At 42.7% G+C, this 13,168-nt stretch carries 13 protein-coding genes; 4 read left to right on the top strand and 9 right to left on the bottom strand.

The features are described 5' to 3' along the window. Positions 1 to 37 precede the first annotated feature (37 nt). From rpsR to rpsF, 3 genes are read right to left on the bottom strand one after another with little or no spacing between them, the layout of a single operon-like run. Positions 38 to 274 carry a 30S ribosomal protein S18 gene (gene rpsR, locus ABT996_RS02935; RefSeq protein WP_003695889.1) on the bottom strand — a complete coding sequence of 79 codons (237 nt, stop codon included), beginning with the start codon at positions 272 to 274 and terminating at the stop codon, positions 38 to 40. A 21-nt stretch (positions 275 to 295) separates the two neighbouring features. Further along, on the bottom strand, positions 296 to 850 hold the full coding sequence (gene ssb, locus ABT996_RS02930; protein WP_010690103.1) for a single-stranded DNA-binding protein: 555 nt from the start codon (positions 848 to 850) through the stop codon (positions 296 to 298). 36 nt (positions 851 to 886) lie between these two features. Next, the gene (rpsF, locus tag ABT996_RS02925) at positions 887 to 1,177 is read right to left on the bottom strand and encodes a 30S ribosomal protein S6 (protein ID WP_004049701.1); all 291 of its coding nucleotides are present in this window, start codon (positions 1,175 to 1,177) and stop codon (positions 887 to 889) included. A gap of 340 nt (positions 1,178 to 1,517) precedes the next feature. Between rpsF and ABT996_RS02920 the strand changes: the two genes are divergently transcribed. Next, entirely contained in the window at positions 1,518 to 2,153 is a 636-nt protein-coding gene (locus ABT996_RS02920; protein WP_035447007.1) for an NAD(P)-dependent oxidoreductase, read from the top strand. A 98-nt stretch (positions 2,154 to 2,251) separates the two neighbouring features. On the opposite strand, the gene gyrA is transcribed toward ABT996_RS02920, so the two are convergent. The 6 genes from gyrA to dnaA form a co-directional block, all read right to left on the bottom strand. Then, entirely contained in the window at positions 2,252 to 4,714 is a 2,463-nt protein-coding gene (gyrA, locus tag ABT996_RS02915; protein WP_035447011.1) for a DNA gyrase subunit A, read from the bottom strand. A 109-nt stretch (positions 4,715 to 4,823) separates the two neighbouring features. Further along, positions 4,824 to 6,782, bottom strand: a complete 1,959-nt coding sequence (gene gyrB, locus ABT996_RS02910) for a DNA topoisomerase (ATP-hydrolyzing) subunit B (protein WP_010690100.1) — start codon at positions 6,780 to 6,782, stop codon at positions 4,824 to 4,826. A 21-nt stretch (positions 6,783 to 6,803) separates the two neighbouring features. After that, the gene (gene recF, locus ABT996_RS02905; RefSeq protein WP_035447014.1) at positions 6,804 to 8,021 is read right to left on the bottom strand and encodes a DNA replication/repair protein RecF; all 1,218 of its coding nucleotides are present in this window, start codon (positions 8,019 to 8,021) and stop codon (positions 6,804 to 6,806) included. An 8-nt stretch (positions 8,022 to 8,029) separates the two neighbouring features. Beyond that, positions 8,030 to 8,254: a S4 domain-containing protein YaaA gene (yaaA, locus tag ABT996_RS02900; RefSeq protein WP_010690097.1), complete on the bottom strand. Its 225-nt coding sequence runs from the start codon at positions 8,252 to 8,254 to the stop codon at positions 8,030 to 8,032. Between the two features lie 249 nt (positions 8,255 to 8,503). Then, positions 8,504 to 9,643 carry a DNA polymerase III subunit beta gene (dnaN, locus tag ABT996_RS02895; protein ID WP_010690095.1) on the bottom strand — a complete coding sequence of 380 codons (1,140 nt, stop codon included), beginning with the start codon at positions 9,641 to 9,643 and terminating at the stop codon, positions 8,504 to 8,506. A 173-nt stretch (positions 9,644 to 9,816) separates the two neighbouring features. Beyond that, positions 9,817 to 11,163 carry a chromosomal replication initiator protein DnaA gene (gene dnaA, locus ABT996_RS02890; RefSeq protein WP_035447016.1) on the bottom strand — a complete coding sequence of 449 codons (1,347 nt, stop codon included), beginning with the start codon at positions 11,161 to 11,163 and terminating at the stop codon, positions 9,817 to 9,819. Between the two features lie 507 nt (positions 11,164 to 11,670). On the opposite strand from dnaA, the gene rpmH reads away from it, so the two are divergent. The 3 genes from rpmH to ABT996_RS02875 all read left to right on the top strand — a co-directional run bounded on the left by rpmH (position 11,671) and on the right by ABT996_RS02875 (position 13,075). Further along, positions 11,671 to 11,805, top strand: coding sequence for a 50S ribosomal protein L34 (rpmH, locus tag ABT996_RS02885; protein ID WP_003701411.1), 135 nt, complete (start codon positions 11,671 to 11,673; stop codon positions 11,803 to 11,805). A 65-nt stretch (positions 11,806 to 11,870) separates the two neighbouring features. Next, entirely contained in the window at positions 11,871 to 12,227 is a 357-nt protein-coding gene (gene rnpA, locus ABT996_RS02880) for a ribonuclease P protein component (RefSeq protein WP_004049716.1), read from the top strand. Positions 12,228 to 12,238: 11 nt separating this feature from the next. Next, on the top strand, positions 12,239 to 13,075 hold the full coding sequence (locus ABT996_RS02875) for a YidC/Oxa1 family membrane protein insertase (protein WP_010690081.1): 837 nt from the start codon (positions 12,239 to 12,241) through the stop codon (positions 13,073 to 13,075). Positions 13,076 to 13,168 lie beyond the last annotated feature (93 nt).

The following is a 13,168-nucleotide window of genomic DNA, read 5'->3' as shown; positions in this document are numbered from 1 at the left end:
CAAACAAAAAAACGCCTCGCAATGAGACGTTTTTTGATTAATCTTCGGCAACGAATGGCAATAAGCCCATGATACGTGCACGTTTGATCGCAACTGTAAGTTTACGTTGGTTCTTTGCGCTAGTACCTGTTACACGACGTGGCAAGATCTTACCGCGTTCTGAGATGAAACGCTTAAGAAGATCTGTATCCTTGTAGTCGATGTATTCGATGTGGTTAGCAGCGATGAAGTCAACTTTACGACGGCGACGTCCGCCTCTTCTTTGTTGTGGCATTAGATTTCCCTCCTGTCAATTTTAGAATGGTAAGTCATCATCTGAGATATCGATCTGTTGACCACCGGCAAATGGATCAGCAGCATTGTTACTATTGTTTGTATTGGTATCAAAACCATTACCACCAAAAGCATCATTGGTCTGATTATTTGCTGGAGTCCCAAATGGATTAGATGACTGCATATCATTTGAAGGAGCTGAACCTTGCACATTAGCGTTACTGTTGCCGTGTTGGGCACGATACCTTTCTGATTCAGCCTTGGATTCCAAAAGTGAGAAATTCTCAGCTAAAACTTCAGTAACATAAACACGTTGACCTTGCTGATTTTCATAAGAACGGGTTTGGATCCGTCCTTCGATCCCAACTAAGGAACCTTTGTGGGTAAAGTTAGCAAAGTTTTCGGCTGCTTTACGCCACATTACGCAATTGATGAAATCAGCTTCACGTTGACCTTGTTGGTTAGTGAACCGACGGTCGATCGCGACAGTAAAGCTTGCCACGGCTGCCCCTGAAGGCGTGTAGCGCAGTTCAGGATCTCGGGTCAAACGACCTACTAGAACAACTGAATTGATCAAAGTTCATTTCCTCCTTTACTTTATTTATAGTCTATCTTAGTCTTCACGTTTAACGATCATGTGGCGTAAGATACCATCATTGATCTTGGAAAGACGGTCAAATTCGTTGATAGCGTCTGCGTTTTCAGCTTTGATGTTTACGATGTGGTAGACACCTTCTGTGAAACCACCAATTTCGTAAGCAAAACGACGCTTAGACCAGTCTTTTGATTCTACGATTTCAGCACCATCATTTTTCAAGATGTTGTCAAAGCGTTCAACTAATTCATTCTTAGCTGCTTCGTCAAGTGATGGGTTGATGATGTAAGTAATTTCATAATTTGTCATGACTGTTTGCACCTCCTTATGGACTATTGGTTCTTTATCTAATGTAAGAACAAGGAGAATCTAAAGCTAATTTTGTTTAGATACTCACGAAATAGAATTATAACATTATTAAACCTATTTTGCAAGGGATTTTGAACTACGGCTACACTTTATAAATACGCAATTGCTGGCGAAAATTTTTTCTTTTTTCAAAAAAATTTATTTCCGCTAATTATAGGTAAACACAAAAAAATAAAATATTTTTTAGTTGTAATGATTGACATTACATTTATAAAAAGATAAACTAAACTCATCAAGCAAATGTAACAAAAACAATTACAACCAAATGGAGGAATTTATTATGACAAAAGTTGCTGTAATTAGTGCTAACGGACGTGTTGGGAGCTTAGTCGTCAAAGAATTAGTCGAGCGTGGTTATGACGTAACTGGTTTTGGTCGTAAAGCGCAAAATACTACGGTCGCTCAAACATATATCCAAAAAGATCTGTTTGAGCTCACTAAAGCCGATCTTGCCGAATTTGAGGTCGTCGTTGATGCTTTTGGGACTTTTGCGCCTGAGACCCTTCATTTACACGTTGAAGTCATCAAGCACTTGACCGCTCTTTTAGCTGGGACCAAGACTCGTTTGCTCATCGTTGGTGGCGCTGGTAGCCTCTATGATGACCCAGAACACAAGACTCAGTTAGTCGACACGCCAGATTTTCCAGCCGAATTTTACGCTTTAGCCAAAGCTCAAACTGATGCCTTGACCGAACTACGCAAACATGATGATGTTGATTGGACCTTCATCAGCCCCGCCGCTGATTTCCAAGTTGACGGAAAACGTACGGGTAAATATATCCTTGCTGGTGAAGAATTGACCCTTAACGACCGTGGCGAAAGCATCATCAGTTATGCTGATTACGCCCTTGCCATGGCCGATGAGATCCAAAACGGTGACCATATCAAAGAACGTATCAGCGTTGTCGGCAAATAATTATCTATAAACGCAAAAAATCCACAGCACTCCTAGGAGTACCGTGGATTTTTTTGTGGATAAATTATTTTTAGAATGAATTTTAGTTATCCACAGTTTTATTCTTCAGTCGTTTCTTCTTCCTCAGTGGATTCAGCTTCAACTTTAGCCATCGTTGAAACCTTAGCATCATCGTCTAAGTTGATCAACTTGACCCCAAGTGTTGCCCGACCAGTTTGAGAAACATTAGCGAGGTTAAAGCGGATCATGACACCCTTATCTGTGATGACCATGATGTCTTCATCCCCATTGACCGTTGTCATACCAGCGAGGTTACCGTTTTTAGCCGTGATATTTGTGGTCTTGATACCTTTACCACCACGCCCTTTGATCGGATATTCGCTAGCCGGTGTCTGCTTACCGAAACCTTTTTCAGAGATGACAAAGACTTTACTGTCAGGCCGTAAGATCGAGGCCCCGACAACATGATCTTCATCACGCAAGCGGATACCGCGGACCCCAGCTGCTGAGCGTCCCATTGGGCGGACAGCTGTTTCGGCAAAGCTGACGGCATAACCACCATGCGTTGCGATGATGATGTTTTGTTCACCATCTGTGATCGAAACATGGATCAATTCATCGCCATCGTGTAAGGAGATCGCCTTTAACCCATTCTTTCTGATATTGCCAAATTCAGTCACGGAAGTCCGTTTAACTGTACCTTTGACCGTAGTGAAGAATAAGAAGTGCGAATCGTCACGCTTATCAGCTTCAACGTTGATCACTGTTTGGATCTTTTCTTCTTTATCGAGATCTAGCAAATTGATCACCGGGATCCCTTTAGCAGCTCGACCATACTCTGGAACTTCATAGCCCTTCATGCGATAGACTTTACCCACATTCGTGAAGAACAACAATTCATCATGGGTCGAAGTCGTGATCAAGTGTTCAATGAAATCATCATCGTGCACGCCCATCCCTTGGACACCACGACCACCGCGCCGTTGTGCTTTAAAATCACTGGTTGGCAAACGCTTGATGTAGCCGTTATGCGTCAAGGTGATCACAACATTTTCTTCTTCGATCAAGTCTTCATCTTCAATGCTCAAGACTTCGCCGACCATAAGCTCAGTCCGACGATCATCTCCAAAGCGCTCTTGGATCTCCAATAATTCTTGGTAAATGATCTGATAGATACGTTCTTCGTGCGCTAAAATATCTTTGTAATCGGCGATTGCTTCCATCGTCTTTTGATATTCAGCTTCAACTTTTTCACGTTCCAGACCGGTCAAGCGAACTAAACGCATATCTAAGATCGCTTGGGCTTGTTTATCACTCAAATGATATTCATTCATCAAACGATCTTTAGCGATATCACCACTCTTAGAATTACGGATGATGTTGATGATCGCATCGATATGGTCTAGGGCGATCCGTAGACCTTCTAAGATATGTGCTCTTGCTTGCGCTTTTTTCAAATCAAATTGGGTCCGCCGCCGGATGACTTCTTCTTGATGCTTCAAGTAATATGTCAAGATCTGCTTTAGGCTCAAGACCCGCGGCGTTCCATTAACGATCGCCAACATGTTGAAGTTGAAGGCAGTTTGCATCAAAGTCAATTTGTATAAATTGTTCAACACAACTGAGGCACTGACATCACGGCGCACATCGATCGTGATGCGCATCCCTTCACGGTCAGATTCATCCTTGATATCGGTGATCCCTTCGATTTTCTTATCGCGCGCTAATTCAGCGATCCGTTCGATCAATTTAGCCTTGTTGACCATGTATGGTAACTCATGCACAATGATCTGTTCACGGCTATTTTTTAATTCCTCGATCTCAACTTTAGCCCGTAAAGTAACTGAGCCTTTCCCAGTCTCATAAGCTTTTCTGATCCCAGATTTGCCCATCACGATCCCACCAGTTGGGAAATCAGGCCCGGGCAAAGCTTCCATCAAGTCAGCCGTCGTTGCATCGGGATTTTCCATCAACACATGTAAGGCTGAGATAACTTCAGCCAAGTTATGGGGTGGGATATTTGTCGTCATCCCGACGGCGATCCCAGTTGCCCCGTTGACTAATAGGTTAGGGAAACGAGCAGGTAAAACTTCGGGTTCACGTTCGGTGCCATCATAGTTTGGCTGAAAATCGATCGTGTCCTTGTTGATATCACGTAACATCTCCAACGTGATCTTAGACATCCGCGCTTCGGTATAACGCATCGCAGCAGCCCCGTCACCATCGACCGAACCAAAGTTACCGTGACCATCGACTAAGAGATAACGGTAGCTAAAATCCTGCGCCATCCGGACCATCGATTCATAGATCGCCGAGTCCCCATGAGGGTGGTACTTACCCATAACATCCCCAACGATCCGGGCTGATTTCTTATATGGTTTATCCGGAGTCACACCTAATTCATTCATCCCGTATAAGATCCGGCGGTGAACAGGCTTCAAGCCATCACGCACATCAGGCAAAGCGCGCGCAACGATAACACTCATCGCATAATCTAAAAATGAGGTCCGCATGACTTTGGATAAATCAACATTGTTAATTCTGTTAGGTACTTCTACCACGTCCTGTGCCTCCACTTCTTTTCTTACTTTTTACATAAATTTCAAACTTATACACAGTTTATTCACACTAAACTGTGCATTATGTGCAGAACTTATTGCTCTGCTCTCATTAAACGTCCAAGTTATCTACGAAAGTCGCATTCTCTTCGATGAATTGACGTCTTGGACCGACTTGATCGCCCATCAACATTTCAAAGACTTCATTTGCTTCCATCGCATCCGATAATTCGACCCGCAAAAGGCGGCGGTTTTCTGGATCCATCGTAGTTTCCCACAATTGTTCAGCATCCATTTCACCCAGACCTTTGTAACGTTGGATAACTGGTTTTGGACTTGGTGGTAATTGACCTAATACTTCTTCTAATTCTTCATCAGTGTCGATGTAACGGATCATCTTGCCTTGGCGCACTTGATACAATGGTGGCTGTGCGATATAGACATAGCCCCGTTCGATCATTGGGCGCATGAAGCGGTAGAATAACGTCAACAATAAGGTTCTGATATGAGCTCCATCGACATCGGCATCGGTCATGATGATCAATTTGTGGTAATTTACTTTATCCACATCAAAGTCATCCCCAAAGCCTGTGCCTAAAGCTGTGAATAAGGAACGAATTTCTTCGTTGGCCAAGATCCGATCTAATGTAGCTTTTTCCACATTCAAGATCTTCCCACGGATCGGTAAGATAGCTTGGGTCAAACGTGAACGCCCTTGCTTAGCTGAACCACCCGCGGAGTCCCCTTCGACGATGAATAATTCTGAGATCTCAGGGTCTTTGCTGGTGTTATCCGCCAATTTTCCTGGCAAGTTTGAGATCTCGAGACCATTTTTCTTGCGTGTAACTTCACGTGCTCGTTTAGCTGCTACCCGCGCTTTGGCTGCCAACATCCCTTTTTCCACGATCCGGCGTGCTACATTTGGATTTTCCAGCATAAATTTGCTGAAAGTTTCGGAAAATGTCTTATCGGTCGCCGCTCTAGCATCGGAGTTACCCAATTTAGTCTTAGTTTGTCCTTCAAACTGTGGATCAGGGTGCTTGACGGAAACGACTGCGGTCAAACCTTCACGTACGTCTTCACCCGACAAGTTCGGTTCATTTTCCTTTAACTGCCCAGATTTGCGCGCATAATCGTTGATAACACGCGTCAAAGCAGTCTTGAACCCCGATTCATGGGTCCCACCTTCATAAGTGTGGATATTGTTGGTAAAGGTCAACAAGTTGGAGTGGAAATCATCTGTGTATTGTAATGCTACTTCAACTGTGATGCCTTTTTGTTGGCCTTCCACATAGATCGGTTCATCAAACAGAACTTCTTTGCCCTTGTTTAAGAATTCCACATAGTGTTTGATCCCACCAGCATAGTGGAATTCTTCGTGGGTCGGTTCTTCGGGACGCATGTCATCGATCGTGATCTTTAAGCCCTTGTTCAAAAAGGCTAATTCCCGGATCCGCGTCGTCAAAACTTTGATGTCATAGACAGTCGTTTCTGTAAAGATATCTGGATCAGGCAAGAAATGCACGGTCGTCCCGTGTTCATGTGGTTGACTTTGCCCCACGACTTCCATCACATGGTCGACTTTACCGAGTTTAAAGTCCATTCCATAGACGTTCGTATCGCCTTCACGTCTAACTTGAACATCTAAGCTCGTTGAAAGGGCGTTAACAACTGAGGCCCCGACCCCATGAAGACCACCGGAGACTTTATAACCGCCACCGCCGAATTTACCACCGGCATGAAGCACAGTAAAGACGGTTTCTAACGCTGGCCGGCCCGTTTTTTCTTGAATATCGACCGGGATCCCACGTCCATTATCTTTGACCGTGATACTGTTGTCTTTTTCCACGATCACATTGATCTCGTCGGCAAAGCCCGCTAAAGCTTCATCGATCCCATTATCGATGATCTCCCAGACTAAGTGGTGCAGACCTTGTGAGCTAGTCGAGCCAATGTACATCCCAGGACGCTTGCGCACGGCTTCTAAGCCTTCAAGGACTTGGATCTGACTGGCATCATATTCTTTGGCTTTTTCTTCCTTTACTTCTTCAAGCGTTTCTTTTTCTGTCACGTTTAGTACCCGCTACATCTCTTATGTAGACTGTCCTTTCTTGGATTTTTCATTTTTTGGATAAAATGTAACAACTTTATTTTTGTCTTCTGAAACCCAGTCGATATGATTTTCAGCCATTTCTGAATTTTCAGAAATCTGGCCATCATCAATATGAAAAATCTTTGGTTCTTTGATCAACTGTTGCGTAATATCATTTAATCCAGGTGTCGTTAAAAAGGTCTGGACGCGCCCTTGGATCGTCTTTAACAAATGTGTTTGACGATTGCCGTCAAGCTCAGACAACACATCATCAAGTAATAAGATCGGATATTCGCCCGTCTTATTTTTCATCAATTCGATCTCTGCCAATTTGACCGATAAAGCTGTGGTCCGCTGTTGTCCCTGTGAACCATAGATCTGAACATTTTGTCCGTTGATCTTAAAAACAACATCATCGCGATGTGGGCCTAAAAGGGTCGTACCTTGAAAAATTTCTTTTTGTTGTAAATCTGCAAAACCTTTTTTTAATGCTTCGGTAATTTCATTTTCAGTAGCCTCGCTTGGTTCTTTCAAGCTACTTTCATAACTAAAAGCTAACTGCTCTTTGTCCTGTGTTATCTGACTATGGATCTCTTTTGCATAGCGCTCAAGTTCCGCTAAAAATTCTAGTCGTTTCACAATGATCGCCCCAGCAAATTGGGCTAATTGTTCCGATAAGACCTCTAAATAGAGCGTATCCGTTGCCTTTTTTTGCTGGAGTTGTTTTAGATAATTATTTCGTTGCTTTAAGATCGTGCGGTACCGCGTCAAATTATAGAGGTAGCGTGGATCGATCTGACCAAATTCCATATCGATGAACCGCCGTCTGATCGCAGGTGATCCCTTGACCAAGCTGAGGTCTTCGGGCGCAAATAAGATCACGTTCAAGTTACCGATATACTGAGATAAGCGAGCTTGCTCGAGATGATTGACTTTGGCCTTCTTACCCTTACGGCTCAAACTGATCTCTAAGGGTAAGCTGCCTAACTTCCGCATCACCCGTCCACTTAAATATGCCTCTTTTTGTTTAAAGCTGATCAACTCACGATCATTATTGGTCCGGTGGCTACGCGCCATTGCTAAAACATAGATCGCCTCTAACAGATTAGTTTTGCCCTGAGCGTTTTTTCCGATCAAGACATTTATCTGGGGTGAAAATTTGACCGCTACCGTTTGATAGTTACGGAAATTGCGAAGTTCCAGCTCTTCTAAATACATTGTCTTAGCTAGCTTTCTTTCAATAGATAGCTGCCTTGATCTTTGATCTCAACACTATCCCCAGGATAAAGCTTGCGTCCACGGCGGTTTTCTGGCTCACCATTGACCAAGATGTCAGCAGCGTATTCTTGTAAGAACCACTTTGCCTGACCGCCAGAAGAAACTAGATCCGCAATTTTAAGCAACTGGCCTAAGGTGATATGCGGTGTTTTTAAGTGAATTTCTTCTTTCAAAAAAATGCCTCGCTTTCCTTTTAGTACTCATTAAATTATACCTTTTTTAAAAACTAAACACAATCATGGAAACCAATTAAACGCGTTCTGAGCTAATTTGACCTATCTGAGTGTTATGACACCCTAGACAGTAAAACCTGCCCAGAAATTGAATATATGCGTTCTAAATTCCATTTATACCTTTCAGAGAAAAATAAAAAGCGAGCGGTCAAATTACCACTCGCTTTTAGCCTCTAAAGCACAAATATTTTAGACTGTTCGAACTGGGGTGATCAATTGGATGAATTCGCCTTGAGCTTCACTTGGGACCAAGATAAATGGACGCAATGGCATCGTGAAGTTCAATGTCACTTCACTTTGACCAAAGGAGCGCAAAGCATCTTTCATATAGTCAGGGTTAAAGGAGATATCTAGATCATTTCCTTCCAATTTGTTGAAAGTCAATTCTTCTTCAACATTCCCGACTTCAGGAGAATTGCTGTAAAGCGTTGCTTGGCTTGTACCAGCTTGCATCGACAATTTGACCACATTATTGCGACCTTCGTGGGAAAGCAATGAAGCACGTTCGATTGCACGTAAGAAAGCAGGCGCGTTGATCTCTAAAGTTGTTGTTGAGTTTTGTGGGATCAAACGTTCAGTGTCAGGGTAATTACCTTCAAGTAAACGCGAGTAGAAGGAAGTATTGCCCAAGATGAAGAGGATCTGATTTTCTGAGATCTGGATCTCGATGTCTTCACTTAGATCACCTAACATCTTAGCTAATTCATTCATTGATTGCCCTGGGACGATGATATCGTAATCAGCAGCACTATCACCATTTAAAGTGAGTTTTCGTTGGCTCAAACGGTGTGAGTCAGTTGCCACAGCTAAAAGTTGACCATCCTTGATCGCTAAATGGATCCCTGTCAAGATCGGACGTGTTTCTTGCTTGGAAGCTGCGATCACAGTTTGGTTGATAACTTGTTTTAGCACATCGCCTGGTAACGTCAATTGTTCCCGTGAATCGATCTCTGGTAAATGTGGATAATCATCGGGATCTAGACCGTTGATGATAAATTCTGCTGAACCAGATCTGATCGTGGCTTGGAAACGATCATTTACTTCAACACTCAAGCTATCTTCTGGTAACTTTTTAACGATCTCATTGAAGAAACGAGCGGGTAAAACTACGCTTCCTGTTTTTTCAATGTTCAAAGCTGCATTTTCATCTGCGATCGAGATCACTGTTTCGATCGAGATATCCGAATTACTACCTGTCATTGTCAAACCGTCTTCAGATAGATCGAGCTTGATCCCAGATAAGATCTCTAAGGCTGCTTTGGATGAGATAGCACGTTGAACATCATTTAGATATTGGATGAAAGCTGTTCTATGTACCGTAAATTTCATAAGGCAAAATTCCTCCTGGTGGTTAAATATATATTATTAATAAAGTTAGTAGTAATAGTAGGGGCTGTTCATACTGTGGAAAAAGTCCAAACCCTTTGAAAAGCTAAGAAATCGCTTGTTGATAACTTGTGGATAACTGTTGAGGTTTATCCACATTGATCCACAGGTCGTTGTTAACTGCGTAATTCAGCTCGTAATTTATCGACATCTTTTTTGAGCTCGTCATCGCTCTTGAGCGCTTCACTGATCTTTTCATGTGCATGAATGACCGTGGTATGATCTTTGCCCCCAAATTCCTGTCCGATCTTAGGTAGTGAGGCTTCGGTCAATTCACGCGCGAGATACATTGCGATCTGGCGTGGGATCACGATCGTTTTGACCCGTTTTTTTCCTTTGAGTTCCGCCACAGTCACGTGGAAAAACTTCGCAACTTTTTCTTGGATCATCGCGATCGAAAGTTCTTTGTCCTGTGGGGCACCATTTAAGCTTTGCAAAGCTTCTGCAGCTAAGCTCGTTGAAACGGGCTGACCATTTAGCTTAGCATAAGCTTGGACGCGCATCAATGCTCCTTCCAATTCACGGATGTTGGAGTCGATCTGCCCGGCAATATAGCTCAAGGTATCGTCAGGGACTTGTAGGTGTTCGGCTTCGGCTTTGTTACGTAAAATCGCGATCCGAGTTTCCAAGTCGGGTGGGGTGATATCAACCGATAAGCCCCATTTAAAACGTGAGACTAAGCGTTGTTGCAGCTTAGGGATCTCGTTTGGTAGGCGATCTGAAGAAAGAACGATCTGCTTTTTATCATCGTAAAGAGCATTGAATGTATGGAAAAATTCCTCTTGTGTCCCAACTTTATCTGAGAAAAATTGGATATCATCGACCAATAAGAGATCAACATTGCGATATTCTTGGCGAAACTCTTCCTGATGCTTAGACTTGATCGAGTTGATGAAATCATTGGCGAAAGATTCGCTAGTTACGTATTTGACACGGGCGTTAGGGTTATTTTCTAACATCTGATGTCCGATCGCATGCATCAAGTGGGTCTTACCTAAACCAACTCCCCCATAAAAGAACAACGGATTATAGAAGACACCAGGCTCTTCAGCCACTGCAAGTGCGGCTGCGTGGGCCAATTGATTACCTTTGCCGACCACAAATGATTCAAAAGTATATTTGTCATTTAGTGGAGTGCTTTTTTTAGGTACAGGTTGCTTTGCTTCAAGTGACCTGACTTCGGGTTCAGTCTCAGCTTCGACCAAGGGATTGGGCTCGTCAACCGTCTTAACTAGGATCGTGATCTTAGTTGAAAGATTATCTGCAAGCAGTGAAGTGATCTGAGGAATAATGTTTTGTTTCCAGTAGTCTTGGTGCAATTTAGAAGCCACTTCAACGACCAAAGTATTATCGGTGAGCTGTAGTGGTCGTGCAGATGCGATCCAAGTGGTAAATGCGATCGGCGAAAATTCAGCTTCGAATTTATCGCGAATATACTGCCATAAAGTTTCAAGATCGAGCACTAAGATCCCTCCTTTTTGATAAATTTTGCATGCTCCTATTGTAGCATTAAAAAAAAATGTTTTCCACAGGTTGGGTAAAAAAAGTAAAAAATAAATCACAGGTTGTTAATTAAGTTATCCACAAGTTGTAAAAAAGTGTGGATAGTTAAATTATTTTAAAAAGTTATGCACAGAAAATTTCAAAAGCTATAAACCTTGGTATCAAAGAGATATATGAGTTATACACATAGGGTTATTTACAAATTGACAGGGAGAAATTGACAGGCTGTGATTTGTGGATGCTTTTGGGGATTACGCTGTGGATGTAAAAATTTTATCGACAGCCAAAAAACGCAAAAGTGGATAAAATGTGCATAAAAATCAGCTACTTTTTTGCCGAGAAAACTGAAAAAAAACTTTGAATTTTAGCTAAGATATGGTAGTATTACAAAGTAAGTCTGAACTTGACATCAAGCTACTTTTTTTGTAGGATATTAAGTAACATTGTATAAAAGGAGGTGTTCTGTTGTGAAAAGAACTTACCAACCTAAGAAACGCCATCGCCAACGCGTACACGGTTTCCGTAAACGCATGAGTACAAGCAACGGTCGTAATGTGTTAGCACGTAGACGCCGTAAAGGTAGAAAAGTATTGTCTGCATAGGCCACTGGACCGTCAGTGGTCTTTTTTAGTGTATGCGGACTTTTCAAATCATTTGGAGATGGGTTATGAAAAAATCATACCGCGTCAAGAAGGAAGCGGAGTTCCAAGAAGTCTTTACCCAGGGTAAGTCATGTGCGAACCGCATGTTTGTGGTCTACATGATCGAAAAGCCCGAGCAAAAGCATTTTCGCGTCGGAATTTCCGTCGGCAAGAAAATTGGGAATGCTGTCGCACGTAACTGGGTCAAGCGTCGGATTCGTCAGAGCTTGACCGAATTAAAGCCGCAGCTAAAACAAGATTGCGATTTTATCGTGATCGCGCGCCCAAGTGCTGCTGGAATTTCAACAGCTGATGCAAAGAAGAATTTGATCCATGTCTTGCACTTGGCAAGAGTATTGTCGGATGACCAATTTGCGAAGTGAGGTAAATGCAAATGAAGCAAGGGAAAAGACTAGCCGCTGTCATTAGCGTTTTAGGTTTAATGCTCTTTTTGAGCGGCTGTAGTACTGATCCAGTCAATGCCCAAAGTACTGGGATCTGGGATCATTACATCGTATGGAACTTTATTCGGGCGATCGAAGCCTTGAGCAACATTTTTGGCCATAATTATGGCTGGGGGATCGTGGTCTTTACGATCATCGTACGGATCGTGATCTTACCGTTGATGATCTATCAAATGCGCAGTATGCGTAAAACAAGTGAATTGCAACCAAAATTAAAGGAATTGCAAGCTAAATATCCAGATAGAGATGTTGAATCCATGCAAAAGATGCGGGAAGAACAACAAAAGCTCTATGCTGAGGCTGGAGTCAATCCAGTCGCTGGATGTTTACCGATCTTAGTTCAAATGCCGATCTTGATCGCCTTGTATCAAGCGATCTACCGGTCAGAAACTTTGAAGACGGGGCATTTCTTGTGGATGCAATTAGGTGGGCGTGACCCATACTTCATCTTGCCAGTGTTAGCAGCGTTATTTACGTTTGCAACGTCTTGGTTAAGTGTTAAATCTCAACCAGAGCAAAACATGATGACAACGATGATGACTTATGGGATGCCACTGATCATCTTCTTTACCGCGTTAAACGTGCCTGCAGCCCTTTCATTGTACTGGGTGATCACAAACGCCTTTTCAGTTGTTCAAACACTTGTGATCAATAATCCGTTTAAGATCCAACGTGAACGTGAAGAAAAGAAACGAGCTGAAAAAGCCCGTCAACGTAAACTTGAAAAAGCTAAACGCAAAGCTCTCAAGAGTAAAAAGAAAAAATAGTAGTATCATAACCGAGTTGCTCGCAAGTGCGAGGGGCTCGGTTTTTTGTATAAAGCAAACAAGGGAGCTACTACGATGAATTTACATCGTGGT

The organism is Ligilactobacillus sp. RTP31139st1_D10_RTP31139_211217, assembly GCF_040226755.1.
Taxonomy (GTDB): Bacteria; Bacillota; Bacilli; order Lactobacillales; family Lactobacillaceae; genus Ligilactobacillus; species Ligilactobacillus animalis.
Note: the sequence above shows the minus strand (reverse complement) of the source record. Positions and strands in the feature narration are given on the sequence as shown.